The organism is Salmonella bongori NCTC 12419 (assembly GCF_000252995.1).
GTDB classification, from domain to species: Bacteria; Pseudomonadota; Gammaproteobacteria; order Enterobacterales; family Enterobacteriaceae; genus Salmonella; species Salmonella bongori.
In genome coordinates this window covers 1,653,878-1,675,166 of the sequence record NC_015761.1, presented here as the reverse complement: position 1 = coordinate 1,675,166, position 21,289 = coordinate 1,653,878, and the positions used below count along the sequence as shown (strand labels likewise).

Here is a 21,289-nt window from a genome sequence, read left to right as displayed (position 1 = left end):
TTGTAGCTGAAACAAATAATTACGCTGTTACTACACTCATCTTTGAGGAAATTCTATGAGGCATTCTGTTTCAGTTACCTGTTGTGCGCTGTTGGTTAGCAGTTTTTCCCTGGCATATGCTGCGGATGTTCCCGGCGGGACGGTACTGGCAGATAAACAAGAACTGGTGCGTCATATCAAAGATGAGCCAGCCTCGTTAGATCCAGCGAAAGCCGTTGGGCTGCCTGAAATTCAGGTGATACGCGATCTGTTTGAAGGGTTGGTTAACCAGAATGAAAAGGGGGAGATCATCCCTGGCGTCGCCACCCAATGGAAGAGCAACGATAATCGTATCTGGACGTTTACGTTGCGGGATAATGCGCAATGGGCTGATGGAACACCCGTGACCGCTGAGGATTTTGTCTACAGCTGGCAACGTCTGGTCGATCCTAAAACGCTGTCACCCTTTGCCTGGTTTGCTGCACTGGCTGGCATTACCAATGCGCAGGCCATTATCGACGGTAAAACCACGCCGGATCAACTTGGCGTTAGCGCCGTGGATGCGCACACTCTGCGTGTTCAGCTTGATAAACCATTGCCCTGGTTTGCCAGTTTGACCGCCAATTTTGCTTTTTACCCGGTCCAGAAGGCGAATGTCGAAAGCGGTAAAAACTGGACGATGCCGGGGAAACTGATCGGCAATGGCGCCTATGTGCTTAAAGAGCGCATAGTAAATGAAAAACTGGTGGTCGTGCCCAATACGCATTATTGGGATAATGCGAAGACGGTGCTGCAAAAAGTGACTTTTTTACCGATCAACCAAGAATCTGCCGCGACCAAACGCTATCTTGCCGGTGATATTGATATCACTGAGTCTTTCCCCAAAAATATGTACCAGAAGTTGCTAAAAGATATTCCTGGACAAGTTTATACGCCGCCGCAATTAGGAACTTACTATTATGCCTTTAATACGCAAAAAGGGCCGACGGCGGATTCTCGCGTTCGCCTGGCGCTAAGCATGACGATTGATCGGCGTATCATGGCGGAAAAAGTCTTAGGCACTGGCGAAAAACCGGCCTGGCATTTTACGCCGGATGTGACGGCTGGATTTACGCCCGATCCATCGCCGTTTGAACAAATGAGTCAGGAAGAACTTAATGCCCAGGCCAAAACCTTACTTCGTGCTGCGGGCTACGGGCCGCAAAAGCCGCTTAAATTAACACTGCTTTATAATACGTCAGAAAACCATCAGAAGATTGCTATTGCGGTGGCGTCAATGTGGAAGAAAAATCTGGGGGTGGATGTTAAATTGCAAAACCAGGAATGGAAAACGTATATCGACAGCCGCAATACTGGTAATTTTGACGTGATTCGCGCCTCATGGGTTGGCGACTACAACGAACCGTCGACGTTCCTGTCTTTATTAACATCCACACATACGGGCAATATTTCACGTTTTACTAATCCTGCTTATGACAAAATCCTGATGCAGGCGACAATGGAGAATACCGTTGAAGCACGTAATGCAGATTATAATACCGCGGAAAAGATCCTGACGGAACAGGCGCCTGTTGCTCCTATTTATCAGTATACCAATGGACGGTTAATTAAACCCTGGGTGAAAGGATACCCCATTACTAACCCGGAAGATGTAGCCTATAGCCGGACGATGTATATTCTGAAGCACTGATGCGTACTGATTTTTTGTTAACGCAAGGTAACCACTGCCAAACTCAGAACTGGCGCTGCTTGCAGCGCCAGTTTCTCTTTCTTAACGGTCAGTTTCAAAAGCAGTTGCGGCTGATACTCGTCCGCCGCATGATGCTGGCAGAAGGCATGGGGATTAAGCGAGCGCCTGATGCCGCCGTTCTCATCGGTGTGTTTTCAGCCAGGCGGCAATATCCTGCGTCGGCAGATGATGTTGTGCATTCCAGGTGTCACTCATCGGCCACCACATACCGTCACCACGCGCGAAGGCGACGCGATAGCGCAGCATTGGGTCATGCGGATGTAAACGGAGCTGCTCCTGTAAGTCTGGTAGCGTCAATACGCCTCGGGTAAAAGTTTGCTGCGTCACGCGTTCGACCGTTTCCGCCAGTTTTGCATAAGAGGTCGTTTCCCCCGCGACAAAGACGACTTCGTTAGTGATACGCGGCTGATGCAGATAAATTTCAGTGGTCAGGCGACCAATATCCGCAGGCGACGTGACAGTGACCTGCATTTCCCATCCGCCGAGGGCATTGATGGTTTTTTGGGCTAAGTTGACCACATCAAAGGCCGGTTCGAAGAGAAAAGAGGTAAATATACCGGTTGAAACAATCACCCACTCTGTGACGTTTTGCTCGCGCAAAAGCGTCCTGACGTCATACTGTTCGTCCCACACCGGCTGGCCACTGCCTTTGCCGACCACATCGTAATTCACGCCAAACTGCCAGGGGAAATAGCGCTTAACGCCCGCCTCCAGTACCGCGCGGGTGATTTTTATCTGGGTTCCTGCACCGGCGACAAACCCCATACAATTGATGATGGTATCAAAACCGTGGAATTGATCTTTTAACGTTTCAACCGAACTGTCTGCGATGTCGACCGGGATAAACCGCGCACCAGCATCCGCCAGTTGTTGATGAATTTTGCTCTGTTTATCCCTGGATCGCGCTGACACAATAACGCAAACGGAGCCATTACGCTGTGTGACCGCCGGAACCAACGACGCCAGCACTGACGCCCCCAGTTCTCCCGCGCCCAGCACCAATACTTTTTCACCTGCCTGATTATTGGGTTGTTTCATTTGCACCTCTCTGTGTTGATTCACCTGTAGATAGAGATTACGTCAGGGATCTGCGTTCGATAAGACGCCGAAGACGGGTTAGACTGTTCTGATAAATGGGATAATTGGCGAGGGGAAAATGGACAAGCTGGAAGCGATGCAGGTCTATGTTTGCGTGGTGGATACCCATAGTTTTATCAGAGCCGCCGAAGTACTGGGCGTGCCGCGCTCAACGGTATCGCGGGTGGTTAAAGAACTGGAATCCTGGCTTAGGATTCAGCTTTTGCAACGTACAACCCGCAAACTTAGCGTGACCGCAGAGGGGCGGCATTACTACGAAGAGTGCAAAAGAGTGCTGGCAGATATCGCGGCCATGGAGTCGTCATTTCCCGGACGGGCGGCACAACCCAAAGGGCGTTTTAAAGTGGGGATGCCGCAATCTCTCGCCCGGCATTGCATTATTCCCACGCTCCCGGCCTTTTTGCGCCAGTATCCGGAGCTGGAGCTGATACTTTGTTCCAGCGATAGCGTGGAGGATATTATCCTTCAAGGGTATGACTGCGTGATTCGGGCTGGCAGGATCGATGATTCCACCACTCTGGTTGCCCGTCCGCTCGCCAGCTTTAACTGGGTGATAGCCGCATCGCCCACTTACATTGAGCGTTACGGTAGCCCTGAAAATTTAGATGATCTGCAAAAACACCATGCGGTCGGCTACCTGAACCACCGCACCGGACGTACTACCGACTGGTTTTTTACGCGTGAGGGGGAGGATTACGCGATGCGGGTGCAGGAGACGCTGGTTGTCGATGATACGGACGCTTATATTCAGGCCGGAATACAGGGACTGGGGTTAATTCGCGTCGCCAGCTATCTGGTTGCGCCGTATCTGCACAGCGGGGCGCTGGTGACCTGCATGGACAACCATTCTTATGATTTGCCGCTTGCGCTGGTCTATCCGCAAAACAGGTTTCTGCCGCCTGCGGTACGCGCTTTTTATAACTGGTGCAAAACGGCGCTGAGCCAGCCGGAGCCTCTTCGCTAAAAAATATCATTCCTGATGTAGCATCGCCTGTTCAGAAAACTTTTTCACAGATGGTACAAAATAACGGTACTGGTTTTGACGCATAAGAAAAAGTCATTATCAAACAGGATGCGACACGGCGAGTATATAGCAAGCACTGAACGTTTGGATGCAATAAAAAATTTGTACAACTGTTGTTAATGAACTTTTTGTATAAATATGTGCGCGCTGGAAGACGCTTATGAAGCCAGTAAATTAAAAGCCATTGGTGTGTCCAACTTCTATGCTCATGTGTTAGCCAACTTCTGTGAAACCGTCAGAATTACGCCGATGGTAAACCAGGTCGAATTGCATCCATACTTTGCACAACCTGCCACGCTGGAAACCATGAAGCATTATAACGTTCAGCCTGAAGCGTGGCACCGTTAGGCGGCGGGAGACATAAACCGTATGAAAATGAAATGCTTCAAAGGATTGCCGATGCCCATCAAAAAACCATCGCTCAGGTTGTCCTGCGTTGGAACGTGCAGCGTGGCGTCACGGTTATCCCTAAATCCACTCGACAGGAACGTATTGAAGAGAACGTTGCCATCTGGGATTTTTCACTAACGGATAACGAAATAGCTCAAATCAACACACTTGATTTAGGTTATACTGGCGAAGCGGTGAAGCATTTTAATCCTGAATTTGTTCGCGGTTGTCCTGGCGTTAGAATCCACGATTGATCGCGGTGCTTGCTGATGTTTTCTCGCCCTTTTACATGATGAGAAAGGGCGAGAATATTCCTGTAAGGGCAATGCGGTGGTTATGGTCTCAGACGTTCACCGCTTTGTGCATCAAATAAAAAAACGTTTGTGGCGTCAAAATCCAGCCATACTTTTTCGCCGATACTCATTCCCTGCTTTTCATGCGATACCATAATCAATTCCTGATTTTCGCTACGCGCCTGAATCTCCTGACCCTCGCCGGTCATCTCTATCAACACGATTTCTGCTGGCATTCCGGAATCACTTAACCGGATATGGTGCGGTCGTACAGCGCAGATAATCTCCCGCCCTTCGGTAGGTAAGGATAAAGGGCAGGGGAAACGGTAGCCGTTATGCAGCACAATATCACCATTCTGTATGACGCCTTTAATCGTATTAATTTCCGGCGTGCCGATAAATCCTGCGACAAAAAGATTATCCGGGTTACGGTAGAGCGCTTCCGGCGTGCCGACCTGCTCGATATGGCCGGCGTTCAGTACGACAATCCTGTCTGCCATCGTCATGGCTTCTGTCTGATCGTGAGTGACGTAGATTGTGGTGCGCCCCATTCGCTGGTGGATCTTGCGAATCTCCCCGCGCATTTTATGGCGTAATTTTGCATCCAGGTTGGATAGTGGCTCATCAAATAAAAATGCTTTTGGATCACGCACCAGTGCGCGTCCCATCGCCACTCGCTGACGCTGACCGCCGGAAAGTTCGCGCGGCAGACGGTCCAGTAAATGGGTTAATCCCAGAATTTCCGCTGCCTGTTCAACTTTGGCCATACGTTCGGACTTAGAGACATTAGCAAGCCTAAGTGCAAAGCTCATATTGTCCCGTACCTTCATATGCGGATAGAGGGCGTAGCTCTGAAATACCATTGCAATATCGCGCTTTTTAGCCGGAAGTGTATTGACGATTTTGCCATGCATCAGTAACTCGCCGGAGGTGATATCTTCCAGCCCTGCAATCATGCGCAGCAATGTTGACTTACCGCATCCGGAAGGGCCGACCAGCACAATAAACTCCCCTTCGTGAATATCCAGCGATATACCCTTGATAATATTAACATTACCGTAAGATTTTCCCAGATTGTTCAGGACGATTTGGCTCATGTTAACTCCCTTGTCCGACGGTCTGGTCAGACGACAATAATGGCATCACGTTCTGACGGTATTTTTCCGCCGCGTAAAGATCCTGCTGAATAATTTTTTGCGCCGTCCTGGTGAAGCGTTGGGCGGCGTTCCGCAGGTCGAGACGGTTAACGCGATTGATACCGGCAAGCACGTCAGGTTCAATAATTGTCTCGCCGTGCAGCGCGCCCAGAATGGCGCCGCTCATCACACCGATAGAGTCGGTATCGCGACCTGAGTTAACCGAGTCTTCTACTGCGTCGCGAAATTTGCCTTCACGCAGCAGACAGAAAGCCAGCGCCATCGGCAGTTCTTCAATCGACATCAGTCGCGAAGGCTGATAGGCCATTGTCGGAACACCTGCTTTTTCCGGACCATGCATCAGATCATCGCCCATTGGCGAGAACGGCAGCAACGCCTCATGCAGGGCGTCGACGACCTGCTGATAGTCCCACGCGTGCCCACAATAGCGACGAGCAACATCAAGGGTGGCAACAATAGCCTGGCGAGTGCCATCTTTTGCCTGTCTGAGGGCGACCTCAATGATACCGTCCATACCGATTCCGGGAATACAGGCGGCGGAAACACAAGCGGCAAAGACCCCCGCGGCCTCAAGTCCATAGCTTTGCTGATGCCCCTGGGTGAAGTTGATAGCCTCCTGATAGGCGGCTTCAGGATGGCAGGCATTAATCAGACCAATGGGCGCGGCATACATGGCGGCGCCACAGTTCACCATATTGCCAATGCCGCCCTGGCGGGGATCACAGGCCGCCAGTTGCAGGCGATGGAAGATCCATTTCTCCGGATAAAACAGACGCTCAATGACCAACGCTTCCCGATCCAGCTCCGGTACCCAGCGGGGTTCCCAGGCAATCTTACGGACAAACGTCTGTGCCATATCCCACGCGTCGATATGGCGGCCTAGTTCATCGTAAACTTCCATCAGACACAACGTCATCAGCGTATCGTCGGTAACAATACCGTTGCCGCGAATGCGATTATTGCGTCGCGCGGATGGCTCATCCATCCGGTGCCAGCGCTGATTGAGGGACGCTACCCGGCCATATTTTTCCGCGATTTGCCGGGCAGAAAGCTTTTCTACCGGTCCGCCCAGCGCATCGCCGAACGCAACGCCGTACAGCATACCCAGAACCCGGGAAGCGAAAGATAAATCAGGGGATGTTGTTAAAGTCATTTCAGTTTTTCCTGTGCATATTCAGTCATGGCATTACCGCCAGCGGCCTTCCAGGCACTGACATACTGTTCCCACATGTCAAATGAGGATTTTCCTGAGACAAATCTGTACGTCCATTCGTTATAAATATTGCTGGTTGAATCCATCGCAGCGGCAAACCTCGACGGATAGATAAAGGCGTTGTCCGCGATAAAATAACGTTGTGAATTAGCGATATAGCGCAGCATTGCAGGCGTACGCCATTCCACTGGTGGCGTCCAGTTTGCCGCCTCCATAAACCGTGGATACCAGGCGTTAATCTTTGGCATCACTTTTAGCGACTGGCCTTCACGAAGGTAATGGGTGCCTTCAAATCCCATACGATCCATCATTTGTCCTTCGGGGCTGGCCAGGAAGTCGAGCAGAATCATGACTTCTTTTTTATGTTTTGAGAGAGAAGACATCGCAAAACCACGCGTTTCCATTGAAACATCGACCGCAGCTAATCCTTGTCCCGCAGACCCTTCAGGTGGGTCGAGCAACGTGAGTGCGGCGTCAGGATGAAGCTGACGCATTTTTTCCTGATAAACGCCGACGTTGCCTGATGACGTCACGGAAACCACGCCGACTTTGCCGGTATAAAACTCATCTTCTTTTAGTTCCCAGTTGGTGGTGATGTACTGGGAGGACAGCAGTCCCTGCTGATATAACGAACGATAAAAGAGGAGTTTTTCTCGCTCTTGCGGGCTTATCTGCGCGTTGATCCAGCGCCCCTGGTCATCCTTCAGCCAGGTGGCGTGAATGCCGAACGCGCGGTTGAAAACGCCGTCGAGATCCCGTAAGTCTTTTTCGGAGGTGATCCCCCATGTGTCTGTTTTTCCATTGCCGTTATAGTCGCCGCCGCGAATGGCGTTAAACAGCTTTACATAGTCATTGACGGTTTTTGGCGATGCCGTAAAACCGCTCTTTTCCAGCCAGTCCTCACGAATAACTGGCTGTCGTGCGCGCAGCGGAAAGACATACAGGAGAGTCGGGTGGTTTTGCAGACGCAGGGTGTTATGCGGCCATAGCGCCTCTTTCAGGTAACGGGTTTGCGCAATCCAGGGACGCCAGTCTTCCAGAATATCCTGTTCGACCATTTTCTGATCGCTACCGTGGAAATAGATAAGGTCGGGAATGGTGCCGGACAGCAGCATCACGTTCAATACGTCGGAATAACCAGAAGATGACAGATTAACAATTTCAATCTTAATGTCATGCCCCTGGCGCGCCAGCGCCTGTTCTATACGCTGGATATGCGCGACATCTTCGCGGTTAGTGGTCAGTAAATCTTTTTGTACCACCCGGATCGTGACCGGCTCCGCCAGGGCGGTCTGGCACAATAACAGGCCGCCGGTCAGCGCGCTGGCGAGGGTCTTTACTATTTTCATTGTCATCGCTCCTGTTAACCTTTCACTGCGCCGGACATGGTGCCTTTGGTAAAGAAACGCAAAATAATCGGGTAGATGGCGATGAGTGGGGCGATGGTCAGGGTGATCATGCCAGCTTTGAGCGCCTTAATACTGATTTGGCTGGCATCGGTATAGTTAGACATGCTCTCTACGCCGACCATAGACAACTTATCGCCTTCTACCACAAACTGACGCAGTACGACCTGTAATGGCCATTTATCAGGATCGTTGAGGTAGATCATCGCCCGGAAGAATTCATTCCAGTGAAGTACCAGATAAAACAGCGTAATCATGGCGATAGAGGATTTAGCAACAGGCAGAATGACGTACCACAACGTCTGGAACGGATTCGCGCCGTCAAGCTCAGCCGCCTCCAGCAGCTCTTCCGGAATTTCCTCGAACAGACGTACAAGGATAATCAGATACCAGGCAAATATGGCGCGGTAAAGAATGACAGACCAGTAGCTGTTCAGCAGCCCCAGCTTTTTCATGACCAGAAAATCCGGAATGATGCCGGGATCAAAAACGATAGTGAAAAGCACGAACATAAACAGCCAGCGCCGTCCCGGGAGACGTTTCTGCGCCAGCGCCCAGGCCAGTAGGGTGGTGAGCACCACATTAATCACAGTGCCGACTACGGTAATCAGCATGGCGTTGCCGAAGCCACGCAGAACAGCGTCGTTGTTCAGTAATAATCTCCAGACATCCAGCGAGAAACCCTGGGGAATGATCTCCAGACCGCTCATACCCGGTACTTTCTCTGGGCTGGAAAAGGATATCGCCACCAGGTTCAGGATAGGCTGTAACGTCACGACGACCAGCAGTAACAGCACGGAGAGAATGAGGACATACTCAACGCGTTCAAAGGGCGTGCTTCGTGAAGATTTACGCATTACCAGACTCCTTTGCCCGTCAGACGTTTAGAGACAGTGTGAGCAAGCACAATGAGCATCATGCCTATCACGCCTTTAAATAATCCAGCGGCGGTTGCCAGCGAGAATTCGCCTGTACGCAGGCCCATGCGGTAAACGTAGGTATCAATGATGTCTATCTGGCTGTTTACTACGTCATTGGTCATATTAAAGACCTGATCAAATCCCTGGCTCAGGAATAGCCCGACGTTGAGAATGAAGAGCGTGGCGATGGTTGGCGCAATGCCCGGTAGGGTAACGTGCCAGATTTTACGCCAGCGTCCGGCGCCATCCATTTCCGCCGCTTCATAAAGCTGCGGATCGATGGCAAATATCGCCGCCATATAAAGCAATGAGTCCCAACCTGCGCTACGCCACATTTCGGTGAATACCAGTACCCAGCGAATGGAACCGCTATCAGTCATAAACGGAATAGGGTCATAACCCATTGCCTTTATAATGTCGTTTACGGCGCCATCGACAGGCGACAAAGTGGCAATAGCAATACTGGCGATGACTACCCAGGACAGATAGTGCGGTAAATAAATAACCGACTGAACAAATTTACGATAACCTGATGAGCGAACTTCATTGAGCAGTAATGCGACCAAAATAGGCACCGGGAAAATAAAAACTAACTTCATTACGCCAATAATGATCGTGTTCTGTATCACCTGCCAGAAAACCGGCGATGACATCAGCGTGGCAAAATATTGCATTCCGACCCAAATATTGGGGGGAATAATCCTGTATTGCTCAAAGGCAATTTTCGCTTCCCATACAGGTAAGTAGTGCCAGATAAAAAAATAGACCACTCCGGGAAAGGCCATCAGATAAAACGGCCACCATCTCCGCAGCTTTTGCCAAAATGCCGTAGAACGAGATATTGTGTACGGTCGCGGCATATTACCACTCTCCGGTATCCGCTCGGTTGATTTTGTTTCTGCCAGGACCTTCATTGAACATACTCCCATTACATTAATGGTTGTCGCAGGTGCAATATAAAATCTGCATACGAAATAAAATTTCCGTTAAAAAAGGGAAAAATATCAATGCTAATTTTTTTCAGCCATAATGGTGATATTTTCATATTGCGCCAGGCGGGTCAGTACATCTTTGTATTCCGGCATATTTGATGCGCCTTCTTTTTCGACGGCCAGCGAGGCAAATGCGCAGGCGAATTTTACTGCCTGCAAGATTGACTGGCCCTTGGCCATCGCGGCGGTATAGGCGCCGTTGAACGCATCGCCCGCGCCAGTCGTATCAACACACAACGCTTTTAGCGCCGGAACATGAATAAACTCAAGGCCATCGTAGATTAGCGCTCCCTTGGCGCCCATTGTGATGATAACCTGGCCTACGCCTTTGGCTTTGATGGCTTTGGCCGCCGTTTTTGCGCTGGCAAGGTCCGTGACATGAATCCCGGAAAGTAACGACGCTTCAGTCTCATTGGGAGTCAGAAAATCGACATTTTGTAGGCAATTAACGACTTCTGGCGAGTAAGGCGCCGGGTCTAAGACGACTTTAGTGCCGCAGCGTCGGGCAATTTCGATCGCTCTGAAGGTGGCCGGAAGATTATTTTCCAGTTGCGTTAAAAAGACATCCGAGTTTTTGACTTCAGCGGTAATAGCTTCTACTTCATCGGCAGTAATAGACTGATTCGCGCCGGGGCTGATGGCTATCATATTTTCACCATCGCTTTGGCAAACATAAATTAACGCTGTACCGGTTTTTGCCTTTTTATCCTGATATAACATAAAGCTGTCAATGTCAGAGGATGAAAGGTGTTCGTAAGCCAACTGGCTAAATTGATCGTTGCCGACTTTTCCGACAAAGTGTGTTTTAACATGGCATTTACTGACTGCCAGCGCCTGATTTGCGCCTTTTCCACCCGGGCCAATAACCGTGTTTTCTGAAAAAATAGATTCGCCGCTTTGCGGGAAACGATCCACATTCGCAATAATATCAACATTAAATGAACCCAGAATACAGACTTTACCTTTCATCTTCCGTCCTTTATGACGAGATTTGACTATTTTTTTTGACGGAGGACTGTCAAAAAAATGCATGATATTGCTATCTAAGTTATTGACTGATTGAGTATGAAAAATACGACGTTTAATAATGGCGCCGCCGTGGCAACGCTCAATGCACCCTTCGCGCGACAAGGTGTTAAGGTCGCTGCGGATCGTTTCTTTTGTTACGCCAAAGAGCCTGGCGAGGTGATTCACTGTTGCGCGTTCATACCGGTTAAGCCAGGTCAGTATTGCATAATGCCGTTCTTTATTAAGCATAATGTCACCTCTGAAGGTTATATTATTGTTTTATTTGTGTTAATGCGTTGAGGTTGTTCACATATCGTTCACTAAAACAAAAAGAATCGGAAATATAACGTAATATTTATGATTAATATCAATAGGTTACTTTGTTAGTGAAGTGATGGATAAGCGGGCAAAACAGGCGTGGACGTTGTGGTGACACCACGTGGGAAGGAGAGTGAGCGTTAAATGCCGGTTGCCGGGGAAAGGGGCAACCGGGTCCCTAATCGGAAGCGCTGTCGCGCCGTCAGGCACCGAAGGCACCATCAATGGTGTGCATCGCGCCGGTGACGAAAGCGGCTTCCGGGCCGGCAAGCCAGGCCACCATTCCTGCCACTTCTTCAGGCCTCCCGTGGCGTTTGATCGCCATAAAACTGTGCATCAGTTCTTTCATAGGGCCATCTTCAGGGTTTATGTCGGTGTCAATGGGACCAGGCTGCACGACGTTTATCGTAATTCCACGCGGGCCAAAATCGCGGGCCAGTCCACGCGCTATTCCCTGCAAAGCCGACTTACTGGCGGCGTAGGCGGCCATTCCCGGTACGGGCATTCGATCGCCATTCACGGAGCCGATAATAATAATACGTCCGCCTTCTGGCATGTTACGCGCCGCTTCAACCGACGCATGGTAAGGCGCATGGATATTAATGTGGAATAAACGGTCTATCGCATCGCTATCCTGCTCCAGCGCATCACCGAAAATCGCGACGCCTGCATTGACCACCAGAATATCCAGCGGCCCGTATTCACGCACGAGACTGATGACGGCGTCACGATCGGCGCTATCTGTCCGAATGGCGGTGCTTCCAGTTTCCGCTGCCAGTTTTTCTGCGGCTTCACGCGAGCCGGCGTAGCTAAAAACAACCGATGCGCCGTCGGCGCGAAAGCGACGTACAATAGCCGCGCCGATACCGCGACTCCCACCTAAAACCAGTACGGATTTATTGCGAAATACAGTCATCAGATCGTCCTTTATGATATTGTAGTAGTCACTACAATATGCGTAATGAAATTCCCCCCGTCAAGGAGTTATGTAGTAATGACTACAAAACATGGCCGAACGCCGGGTCGTCCCCGTCGATTCGATCCGGTGCAAGCCGTTGAAACTGCTCAACACTTATTCCATTCACGCGGCTACGATGCAGTGAGCGTGGCGGATCTGACAAAGGCGTTTGGGATCAATCCTCCCAGTTTTTATGCTGCGTTTGGTAGCAAGCTGGGGCTTTATACCCGCGTTTTGAATCGTTACAGAACAACCGACGCGATTCCGTTCGAGGCGCTTTTACGTCACGATCGTCCAGCGGCTGAATGCCTTATTGAGGTGCTGACGGAAGCGGCGAGACGTTACGTTGCCGATCCTGACGCCACCGGATGTCTGGTTCTGGAAGGTGTTCATTGTAATGATCGGCAAGCGCGAGATGCCGCTTGTGAGTTTTATACTGCTGCTGAAAACCGGATCCGCGCCTGTGTCGCGAGACAGTACCCACAACAAGCTGAGCGGATTACGGACTTTATGGGAACATTGATGGCGGGTCTTTCCGCCAAAGCACGGGCAGGATATAGTCTGGATCGCCTGCAGGAGACCGTGCGCCTTGCCGGGGAAGTGCTGCAGAAGCACCTGGCGGGCTAGCTTCACAGTGAAAAGGTCTGTGCTATGTCGCAGACCCTTTCCTGAAATTAGCGTCCGACACGTGCCTGAACGGCGCAGGGTCGCAATCACCTGCCACGATAGTATCCCGCGCTTGATTGGTTTTCTGCATGTTGTAATGAGGCCTGGCACTTTTCATCATGGGGTCTCTCTGTTCACAACCTCGTATTTTTGCTCCGTACAGCAGGTGCGTAAGGGGGATTCGGGTAAAACAGAAAGGAATAGCCCTAATCATCCATCCCGCTTTTAAGGTATCCGGTAAAGTGCATGAAAAAAAATACCCTAAGGAAACCTGAGTGCAAAAATATATTCTTATTGCCGTATTTAGTCTGTCAGCATTGATGTTGGCCGGATGTACAACAACCTATACGCTGACGACCCGGTCGGGAGAAGTTATTGAAACGCAGGGGAAACCGGAGGTTGACACTGCAACCGGAATGACAAAATACGCCGATGCTTATGGTTACCATCGCGTCATAAAAACCAGTGAAATAGTGCAGACGACAGAAGGGGCATCTAAGCTGAACTGGTGATATCTGCTCAAAAATCAGCGTGGTAACGTTAAGAAACAAAGTGACGATCGTGTACCCGCTGATTCCGTTTACTTAATACTCATCCTGCCGGCGGCGAAAAAGCTCACTTATCCAGTCAATAAACACTCTGACGTTAGGGGAAAGATAACGTTTATTGGGCCACAGCACAGAAACGGGTTTGGGCACAGTTGGAAAGCCAGGCAGTAGTTCGACCAGATCTCCTGAACGGATATAGGGCTCCAAAGCCGCACGCAGGGCATGTAAGATACCGAGCCCTGCCAGTCCGCTACTCAACAGTACATCTGAATTATTGACCAGGACGTTACTCACCGGGCGCCGGGATACGACCTCACCATTCTCAACAAACTTCCAGTTCATCACTTCGCGGCTGTGCTCTCTGAAGAAATTAACGGCTTTGTGGTGCGCGAGATCATCAGGAGTATTCGGCTGCCCATATTGACGGATATAATCCGGTGAAGCGCAGGTCGCCATTCTGACCTGCCCCAGACGACGCGACACAAAGCTGGAATCTTCCAGCTCGCCCAGCCGGATAACACAGTCAACTCCCTCGGTAATCAGATCGGTTATTTTGTCTGATGCGGACAGGACAATGTCAATATCGGGATATTGTGCCTGGAATTCTGCGATCGCAGGGATAATTATGGTATGTGCCAGCGCTAGCGGTGCGTCAAGCCGCAGACGGCCGCGTGGCGGTTGTGTAGGGGAAAACGAGGCCATCATATCATTTACATCAGCCAGCACCTGGCGGGCTCGCTGATAAAATTCGTCACCTTCCGCCGTCATGTTCAGTTTTCGTGTGGTGCGATGAAGAAGTTTTACACCCAACTCATCTTCAAGCTGCTGGATGGCTTTGCTGACTGCGGGACGGTGTAGCTGCAATGTGTCGGCCGCTCGCGTAAAACTGCCTTGCTCAACGACCTGTACGAAAATCCCCATATATTCCAGCATATTTGTACGCATTTTCTGCCTGCGATGTCCAGATCGTTTACCCATTTCTTGTAGGGAATACCTGATCTTATAACGATCTCATTCTGATTTTTATGCAGATTGTTTCCTGCCCCATACCACTGAAGTATTCCTCGGCCTCTTTTTCGTTCGTAAGGCGCTTTTTATGATCGTCGCTCATTCATAGCGGCAGTTCAATTCCTTTTACAGTGATTACGACGCTCGCCCATATAAAAGGGCCTCCAGACACTAACAGTATGGCGAAACCACTCGCCTGACTTGTTACGGGGAAACTGTCGCTGGTTTTTAAATGCGCGATTATGAGGAAATATCACGATGAAAGCATGGCTATTGAAAGGGTTCGGTCTGGAAAACCTTAAGCTTGAAGATGTCCCGACGCCAACGCCGGGTCCGGGCGAACTGCTGGTGAAAGTGGGAGCCGTCTCCCTTAACTTTCGGGATAAGGCTATCGTTGAGGGCTTCTACGAGCCTCATCTGGTACCGAACCCCCTGATACCGGTCTCAGATGCAGCCGGTACGGTTGTGGCGGTGGGCAAGGGCGTCACGCGTTTTGCTGTAGGCGATCGCGTCAACTCTCACCTCTATTCTCGCTGGATCGACGGCGAGCCGGCATCTGATGAACCTGCATGGTGTCTGGGAATGCCACTACCGGGCGGTTTGGCGGAGTACATGATTATTCATGAAAATACTGCCGTGAAAGCGCCAGCGCATATGTCTGATGAACAGGCGTCTACCTTGCCTATCGCCGCGCTGACGGCATGGTACTCTCTCATGGACGTAGGTAATCTGCAACCAGGTCAGACCGTACTGGTACAAGGCACTGGTGGGGTTGCCGTATTTGCTGCGCAGATTGCCCATGCGCACGGTGCGCGCGTGATCGCCACCTCCAGCAAAGATGAGAATCTTGAGCGAATTAAAATTCTCGGCGCTGATGAAGGCATTAATTATAAAACGCATCCGAACTGGGAGCAGAAAGTGCTTGAACTCACCGATGGAAAAGGGGTGGACATCACCATAGAAGTGGCTGGCGGTAACGGGATTAATAAGTCTGTAGCAGCCACAAAGGTAGCGGGGACCATTGCGCAGGTCGGTTTTCTGACCGGGCAGACAGCTCAGTTGGAGCTAATGCCAGTTATTTTCCGCCAAATGACTATTCGGGGCATTGCGGTTGCGCCACGCACATCTTTTGACCGCATGAATCCGTTCCTCGCCTGGCACCATATTAATCCAGAAATTGAGCGCGTCTATCCGTTTGAAGAGGCCGTTCAGGCGTTTCATCATCTCTCACGTGGCGCCTTCGGTAAGATAGTCATCAAAGTGGCTGAATAAATCCATACTGACATGGTGCTCCTCTCACTCACCTGTTCTGCAGGTGCGGGTTTTACTGTACGGAAAAGGTTCTGGTCGGGAGGAGACAGAACGAATAATGACAAGGAGACGCAAATATCAAAAACCGGAAACAGGTATTAAACTTGTTTCCGGTAATAGCTGACCGCAACCTGTTATTTTATCGATTATTTTAACATTTTACTTTATTTAGACATGGTGTGTTTTTAGTCAATCCCTTATCTGCTATTATTTTTCGCCATAAAACATAAATAACTTTAAGGTATAATCTTGACCAGCGCGAAAATAAATTAAAAACATTATAAGACGGGAATGTAATAGTTAAACTCTACAATGTTATCGTTATTTTTCTGCTCTTGCGGTAATGGCCAGTAGAAATGTTCAATATCTTCCCCTGGCCTCCTGACTAAATTTAGTCTTGGTAATACACAAAGATATATTGTATTGGAAAAGTGTTGGTATTGTTCTTTATGGCCTATGAAGTGGAATTTTACATACTTGCCCCCCTTTATTTCTCTGGACATCGGTATTTTATTACCATCAAAGGTATTATGTTCCATACCAAAAAAACTGCTTACGGAAATGACCTGTTCTTTCACGTTATCTGGTCTGAAAGAGGAGAGACAGTACACATTTTCTCCCCATGTTCTGAGCGTCTCATGGATGATTTTCCATTTGATAGGAGACGCCTTTTTAGGAAGGTCGTTTGTTGAAATCTGATGATATGTTTGAAATCCAAAAATTTCTTTTGTTTTAAGTTGGCAGATCTCGAAGTGATAATGCTCATGGGTGTCAAACCAGTAAGGCGGTCGTAGATTTCTAAGATCCCAGAAATCTTCCTTGCGGTAATGGTTAGGATTGACGCCAAACATTTTTTTGAATTCACGACTATATGATTGCACTGAATCAAATCCCATTCTGAAAGCAATGTCTGTGACCGACTGAGAGGTCAGCTTCAGTAATGTGGCGCTTCTGCTCAATCTGCGTTGCCTGATATATTTGCCCATAGACACGCCGCACTTATCTTTAAAAAAATCTTGTAAACTTCTTCGTGAATAGCCAGTTTTGATAACCAGGTTTTCAATATCTATTTTTTCTTCAAGGTTTTTTTCTATTTGTTCTAATACCGAGATTATTATGGCTTTTTTCATCACTATTCCCCTTTATAGGCATTGAATAACACATTTAAATTAAACGCTAATATGTGCGTTATACTGTGTGATTAAATGGAAGGGAGTTTTTAGCTTTCCTGGCAAAACAAGAAAAATTTAAGTTGATTGACACTTCTAAATAAACTTTACAGTCAAAAGTCTCTTTTTGCCAGTAAAGCTAAGTAATTGGTTTAGCGAACTGCATAATTTAACAGGCAGTTAAAGAGGGACAGTGAGTCTATTTCACATGGTCTTTGACATTATACATGTTGTGATAAAAGGAAATTATTTTGTATTTTAAAAGATCTCTATTAGCATTAGCCATTTGTGCATCGGTGATTTCTGTAGACGTGGCGGCAAACCCCAGAGCCAATGATATGGCATCTTCTGCAACACCAGCTTCTGTTGGTCACCGCCCTGTGGCAACCAAAGAGGCAAAAAAGGTAGAAGTATCCGGCGAACTAACGACCGGTTCGGCTCTTCAGATCAATAATATTTTTATTGTAGATGATGACAAGGATGTTTTATCGCTGGATAAAATGAATAACGCTGACGATATTAAATGGTATCTGGTGGATAATGATGCGGAAGTTCCTTCCGGCACGCCAGCCGCCACCGGTACGTCTTTTATTATCCCTGCTGATGCTGGCGGTAAAAAAATTAAATTGGTCTATCGAATTAAGACAGCGACAGGAACGCCGGATAGTGCATTCTTGCCTGAGACTGTGTTATTGACTTCCACAACTTCTGGGGTAAGCGGTGATTTAGCCGCAGACGGTACAATCGCTAATAAGCTACGTTCTGTCACTATCAATGTGGTGAATGAAAGTGGTAAACCAACTGATAAACTCAACGGTACCAATGACGCCAACACCCCTGTGGTGGGCGGCACCCTTGAAGCGGTACTGGAATGCGCCACCACAGCAGCGGCTGAATGTGAGGTTAGTAACTATAACTTTACCTGGCAGATGGCGGACGCCGGGACACCAACTGCGTTCACCGATCTGAATAATACTAACGCTGAAAAACATAAATATATTATTAAGGGGACTGAGCAAAATAAATTGTTCCGTGTTCACGTCACGCCTAAAACGACGAAAGTAACGCCGGAAAATAAACGTGCCACTCGTCGTTGATGGTTATCGCTAAATAAAAACTTTATTTAAGTATTTCCCCTGCCTGTCTGGCAGGGGGATTAAGCAGGAGATAATAAAGTGGTTTTTTCTAAAAAACCCATCGCTAAATATATAACATGGGCCATTGTTACCAGTCAGATTTCACTGCCGGTCATTGCCGATAATCGGAAAACCGTCATTGCTGATAGCAATAATGAAATTCAGGCGTGGATTGCGGGCACGGCATCGTCTATTTCTCCGCATCTGCAAGAGGGAACGCTGGAGGATTATACCAAAGGGAAAATAAAGGCCTTACCTGGACAGGCGGCGAACCAACTGGTGAATGAAGGAATGAAGAGTGCTTTCCCGGAGATGGTTTTTCGTGGTGGCGTCAACCTTGAAGACGGGACGAAGTATCGCTCGTCAGAGTTTGATGTATTTATTCCTGCCCATGAAACAACGTCTTCTTTACTTTTTGGTCAGCTTGGCTTTCGCGATCACGACAGTAGCAGTTTCGATGGGCGCACCTTTGTTAACGTTGGCATGGGTTACCGTCAGGAGGTCAATGGCTGGTTGCTCGGCGTCAATACCTTTCTGGATGCCGACATTCGCTATTCTCATTTACGTGGCGGCATTGGTGGAGAGGTCTATAAGGATAGTCTGGCCTTTTCTGGTAACTATTATTTCCCTCTCACTGACTGGAAAACATCGGAAGCGCATGAATTGCATGATGAACGTCCGGCGTATGGCTTTGATCTGCGAACAAAAGGCACACATCCTGATTTTCCCTGGTTTAGTGGCGAATTGACCTATGAGCAGTATTACGGGGATAAAGTTGATCTGCTGGGCAACGGTACGTTAAGCCGTAATCCCCGCGCTGCAGGCGCGGTTCTGGTCTGGAATCCTGTCCCCTTGCTTGAAGTCAGGGCGGGGTATCGGGATGCCGGTAATGGTGGAGCGCAGGCAGAAGGCGGTTTAAGAGTGAATTATTCGTTCGGTACGCCATTGCATGAACAGCTTGATTATCGCAACGTTAAAGCGCCGTCAAATATGACAAATCGGCATACCTTTGTCGATCGTAATTACGATATCGTCATGGCGTATCGGGAGCAGGCCAGTAAAATCCGGATCACGGCTATGCCAGTGTCTGGTTTGTCCGGGGAGCTGGTCACGCTGATGGCGACAGTCGATAGCCGGTATCCGATCGAGAAGATGGAGTGGTCGGGTGATGCGGCGTTGATCGCAGGCCTACAGCAACAGGGGTATTCGGGCAGCGGTCTTGTTCTGCCACAGCTTCCGCTGACGGCGACCGACGGTCAGGAGTTCAGTCTGTATTTAACGGTAACCGACAGTCGGGGCACACGTGTGACCTCCGAACGTATCCCGGTAATGGTGCTGCAGGATGGGGCCAGTTTTCGTTCCTGGATAAATGTTATCAATGACGATGTTCAGGTTGAAGACGGCAACTTCGTTATCAGTACACCACTTCCCGCCGGAGATGAAGGGAAAATTATCGAGTGGCACTATGTGCGCGAACGTTCAAAAGAGGAGTGGGCATCGCTTAAGCCGCGTAATATTAAGTATCATTCAGATACGCCGGGACTGTCACTTAAAGCACTGGGTGGTTCAGAACGTGACGGTCATTGGGTCGAACGGGTTTTAGTGAAACATACTGGCGATGAGGCCCGCTCACTTAAATTATACATTGAAGCAAGCGGCCCGGATGACAAACATCCGGTGAAGGGCGCCATTTTACTACAGACACCGTCAGGCGCTATTGCGCAAAAGATCTCTTCTGTGGAGGTGCTTTTTACACCGGGTACAGAAGAAGCCAACGGAAGCGTTACCGCGCCAGTCATCGGAACGGAAATGCGAGCCAGAACGCTTTGTGTAAATAACACGGACTGTACTGATGCGTTTAATTATCAGTGGGAAATCTCGGATGAAATGAAATCCTGGAAATCCGTACCGGGGGCGACAAAAGCCACCTGGCTTATCCCTTATAGTCTTAATGGAGAATCGCTTCAGAATAAGTATATCCGCGTCAGAGTTATTTCTGATAAAGAAAATGCCAAAAGTTCTACCGCAGCATCCTATGCGAATTAAGGTATTAAAAAGGAGTAATAGTGCGCATATCAAAAACTTACCTTATCATCTGCAGCCTGCTTTCAGCGGCCGTACCGATAAGCGTCTCCGCAGATTCGGCGACGGTCGGGATACTTTCATCTCCCACAGCGCCGAGTGTTGGACATAGGCCAAGCTCGCCGCTTAGTGATTATAGCTTAAATCTGAATGGGGATAGTGGGTATGCTGAAACAACTATACCTATACCTGGTATGCTTTTAAAATCAGGGTGGGTGGCGCACGTCCGCGATCCTGATACCGAAAAATATCAAGCTAATGAAACGGCTACCACAGTATGTACCTATTACCGTGTAACGAAAGACAACTCATTGCATGAGCTTCTACGCGAAAAACCGTGTAAATATAAAATGAGTATTGGTGAAGATGATGTGGGCTCAAAGATAAGAATTGATCATTATAACGAAACGGATACGGCCTCAGCATCAGGATATAGTCCTGTACCATCGGTTTCTGAGCGTCATACTTTGGAAACAAAACGTATAGTTAAATTGAGCCCTGATCTATCTGCCATTAGTACAGATAAAACCTCCTTGATGCCCGGAGAAAGTGCTGTTGTAACGATTATTATTAAAGATATAAATAATAGCCCCATTAATATTAAACCATATGAACTCAAGCCGGCCCATGGTTTAGTAGGGAATTGGGCTACTACTGGTGGTATGAAAGCAGGGAGTAATCCTGGAGAGTATATTGATACGATAACTTACAAAGGAGGTTCTTCACGTGGAAGTATAAGATTAGGATATAAATATTTTGGAATGGAGGTTAAAAGTGGCTTGAGTATATCCGGGGTAGGGAAAAGTAGAATAAAAAAACAGGAATGATTAATAATTTTGCTATCATCATCTTATTATTATGGA

The 21,289-nt window shown here is 48.7% G+C and carries 18 protein-coding genes and 1 pseudogene; 9 read left to right on the top strand and 10 right to left on the bottom strand.

The annotated features are described in order from the left end of the window. Positions 1-55 precede the first annotated feature (55 nt). Entirely contained in the window at positions 56-1,669 is a 1,614-nt protein-coding gene (locus SBG_RS07860) for a peptide ABC transporter substrate-binding protein (RefSeq protein WP_001216547.1), read from the top strand. Positions 1,670-1,849: 180 nt separating this feature from the next. Here SBG_RS07860 and SBG_RS07855 read toward each other — a convergent pair whose 3' ends face one another. Next, entirely contained in the window at positions 1,850-2,767 is a 918-nt protein-coding gene (locus SBG_RS07855) for an aromatic alcohol reductase (protein WP_000812960.1), read from the bottom strand. A gap of 118 nt (positions 2,768-2,885) precedes the next feature. On the opposite strand from SBG_RS07855, the gene SBG_RS07850 reads away from it, so the two are divergent. Both SBG_RS07850 and SBG_RS07845 read left to right on the top strand, forming a co-directional pair. Further along, complete coding sequence (locus SBG_RS07850) at positions 2,886-3,791, top strand: LysR family transcriptional regulator (protein ID WP_000359218.1); 906 nt, start codon at positions 2,886-2,888, stop codon at positions 3,789-3,791. A gap of 204 nt (positions 3,792-3,995) precedes the next feature. Next, a pseudogene (locus tag SBG_RS07845) lies at positions 3,996-4,495 on the top strand (aldo/keto reductase); the annotation flags it as partial. Between the two features lie 80 nt (positions 4,496-4,575). Here the strand turns inward: SBG_RS07845 and SBG_RS07840 are convergent. The 7 genes from SBG_RS07840 to bdcA all read right to left on the bottom strand — a co-directional run bounded on the left by SBG_RS07840 (position 4,576) and on the right by bdcA (position 12,464). Beyond that, entirely contained in the window at positions 4,576-5,631 is a 1,056-nt protein-coding gene (locus SBG_RS07840; protein WP_000078465.1) for an ABC transporter ATP-binding protein, read from the bottom strand. A gap of 1 nt (position 5,632) precedes the next feature. After that, the gene (locus SBG_RS07835; protein WP_000176940.1) at positions 5,633-6,844 is read right to left on the bottom strand and encodes an ADP-ribosylglycohydrolase family protein; all 1,212 of its coding nucleotides are present in this window, start codon (positions 6,842-6,844) and stop codon (positions 5,633-5,635) included. Further along, positions 6,841-8,253: an extracellular solute-binding protein gene (locus SBG_RS07830; protein WP_000706733.1), complete on the bottom strand. Its 1,413-nt coding sequence runs from the start codon at positions 8,251-8,253 to the stop codon at positions 6,841-6,843. The genes SBG_RS07835 and SBG_RS07830 overlap by 4 nt, the downstream gene beginning before the upstream one ends. Positions 8,254-8,267: 14 nt before the next feature. Next, positions 8,268-9,167, bottom strand: coding sequence for a carbohydrate ABC transporter permease (locus SBG_RS07825; RefSeq protein ID WP_001232348.1), 900 nt, complete (start codon positions 9,165-9,167; stop codon positions 8,268-8,270). After that, complete coding sequence (locus SBG_RS07820) at positions 9,167-10,090, bottom strand: ABC transporter permease (protein ID WP_001137955.1); 924 nt, start codon at positions 10,088-10,090, stop codon at positions 9,167-9,169. Before SBG_RS07820 ends, SBG_RS07825 begins: the two co-directional genes overlap by 1 nt. 150 nt (positions 10,091-10,240) lie before the next feature. Then, positions 10,241-11,479 (bottom strand): ribokinase, encoded by a 1,239-nt coding sequence (rbsK, locus tag SBG_RS07815; protein WP_000932419.1) that lies wholly within the window; start codon positions 11,477-11,479, stop codon positions 10,241-10,243. 271 nt (positions 11,480-11,750) lie between these two features. Beyond that, positions 11,751-12,464: an SDR family oxidoreductase gene (gene bdcA, locus SBG_RS07810; RefSeq protein ID WP_000215692.1), complete on the bottom strand. Its 714-nt coding sequence runs from the start codon at positions 12,462-12,464 to the stop codon at positions 11,751-11,753. A gap of 78 nt (positions 12,465-12,542) precedes the next feature. Here bdcA and SBG_RS07805 point away from each other — a divergent pair, with 78 nt between their 5' ends. Continuing rightward, positions 12,543-13,133: a TetR/AcrR family transcriptional regulator gene (locus SBG_RS07805; RefSeq protein WP_000208467.1), complete on the top strand. Its 591-nt coding sequence runs from the start codon at positions 12,543-12,545 to the stop codon at positions 13,131-13,133. 314 nt (positions 13,134-13,447) lie between these two features. Next, positions 13,448-13,684, top strand: a complete 237-nt coding sequence (locus tag SBG_RS07800; protein ID WP_001174925.1) for a YgdI/YgdR family lipoprotein — start codon at positions 13,448-13,450, stop codon at positions 13,682-13,684. A 72-nt stretch (positions 13,685-13,756) separates the two neighbouring features. Here the strand turns inward: SBG_RS07800 and SBG_RS07795 are convergent, their stop codons facing one another. After that, complete coding sequence (locus SBG_RS07795; RefSeq protein ID WP_001260037.1) at positions 13,757-14,665, bottom strand: LysR family transcriptional regulator; 909 nt, start codon at positions 14,663-14,665, stop codon at positions 13,757-13,759. Between the two features lie 321 nt (positions 14,666-14,986). On the opposite strand from SBG_RS07795, the gene SBG_RS07790 reads away from it, so the two are divergent. Continuing rightward, positions 14,987-16,000 (top strand): zinc-dependent alcohol dehydrogenase family protein, encoded by a 1,014-nt coding sequence (locus SBG_RS07790; RefSeq protein WP_000649248.1) that lies wholly within the window; start codon positions 14,987-14,989, stop codon positions 15,998-16,000. Positions 16,001-16,317: 317 nt separating this feature from the next. Here the strand turns inward: SBG_RS07790 and SBG_RS07785 are convergent, their stop codons facing one another. After that, positions 16,318-17,175, bottom strand: a complete 858-nt coding sequence (locus SBG_RS07785) for a GyrI-like domain-containing protein (RefSeq protein ID WP_162007805.1) — start codon at positions 17,173-17,175, stop codon at positions 16,318-16,320. A gap of 284 nt (positions 17,176-17,459) precedes the next feature. On the opposite strand from SBG_RS07785, the gene zirU reads away from it, so the two are divergent. From zirU to SBG_RS07770, 3 genes are all read left to right on the top strand, one after another. Then, entirely contained in the window at positions 17,460-18,305 is an 846-nt protein-coding gene (gene zirU / locus SBG_RS07780; RefSeq protein ID WP_000273681.1) for a two-partner-like secretion system exoprotein ZirU, read from the top strand. 78 nt (positions 18,306-18,383) lie between these two features. Next, positions 18,384-20,390, top strand: a complete 2,007-nt coding sequence (zirT, locus tag SBG_RS07775; protein WP_000232021.1) for a two-partner secretion translocator ZirT — start codon at positions 18,384-18,386, stop codon at positions 20,388-20,390. 26 nt (positions 20,391-20,416) lie between these two features. Continuing rightward, on the top strand, positions 20,417-21,253 hold the full coding sequence (locus tag SBG_RS07770) for a ZirS family two-partner secretion-like system exoprotein (protein ID WP_024135022.1): 837 nt from the start codon (positions 20,417-20,419) through the stop codon (positions 21,251-21,253). The last annotated feature ends 36 nt before the right edge of the window (positions 21,254-21,289 follow it).

Coding starts and splice junctions, on each gene's coding strand:
- SBG_RS07860 (WP_001216547.1), top strand. CDS start 56: ATGAGGCATTCTGTTTCAGTTACCTGTTGTGCGCTGTTGGTTAGCAGT.
- SBG_RS07855 (WP_000812960.1), bottom strand. CDS start 2,767: ATGAAACAACCCAATAATCAGGCAGGTGAAAAAGTATTGGTGCTGGGC.
- SBG_RS07850 (WP_000359218.1), top strand. CDS start 2,886: ATGGACAAGCTGGAAGCGATGCAGGTCTATGTTTGCGTGGTGGATACC.
- SBG_RS07840 (WP_000078465.1), bottom strand. CDS start 5,631: ATGAGCCAAATCGTCCTGAACAATCTGGGAAAATCTTACGGTAATGTT.
- SBG_RS07835 (WP_000176940.1), bottom strand. CDS start 6,844: ATGACTTTAACAACATCCCCTGATTTATCTTTCGCTTCCCGGGTTCTG.
- SBG_RS07830 (WP_000706733.1), bottom strand. CDS start 8,253: ATGAAAATAGTAAAGACCCTCGCCAGCGCGCTGACCGGCGGCCTGTTA.
- SBG_RS07825 (WP_001232348.1), bottom strand. CDS start 9,167: ATGCGTAAATCTTCACGAAGCACGCCCTTTGAACGCGTTGAGTATGTC.
- SBG_RS07820 (WP_001137955.1), bottom strand. CDS start 10,090: ATGCCGCGACCGTACACAATATCTCGTTCTACGGCATTTTGGCAAAAG.
- rbsK (WP_000932419.1), bottom strand. CDS start 11,479: ATGCTTAATAAAGAACGGCATTATGCAATACTGACCTGGCTTAACCGG.
- bdcA (WP_000215692.1), bottom strand. CDS start 12,464: ATGACTGTATTTCGCAATAAATCCGTACTGGTTTTAGGTGGGAGTCGC.
- SBG_RS07805 (WP_000208467.1), top strand. CDS start 12,543: ATGACTACAAAACATGGCCGAACGCCGGGTCGTCCCCGTCGATTCGAT.
- SBG_RS07795 (WP_001260037.1), bottom strand. CDS start 14,665: ATGCGTACAAATATGCTGGAATATATGGGGATTTTCGTACAGGTCGTT.
- SBG_RS07790 (WP_000649248.1), top strand. CDS start 14,987: ATGAAAGCATGGCTATTGAAAGGGTTCGGTCTGGAAAACCTTAAGCTT.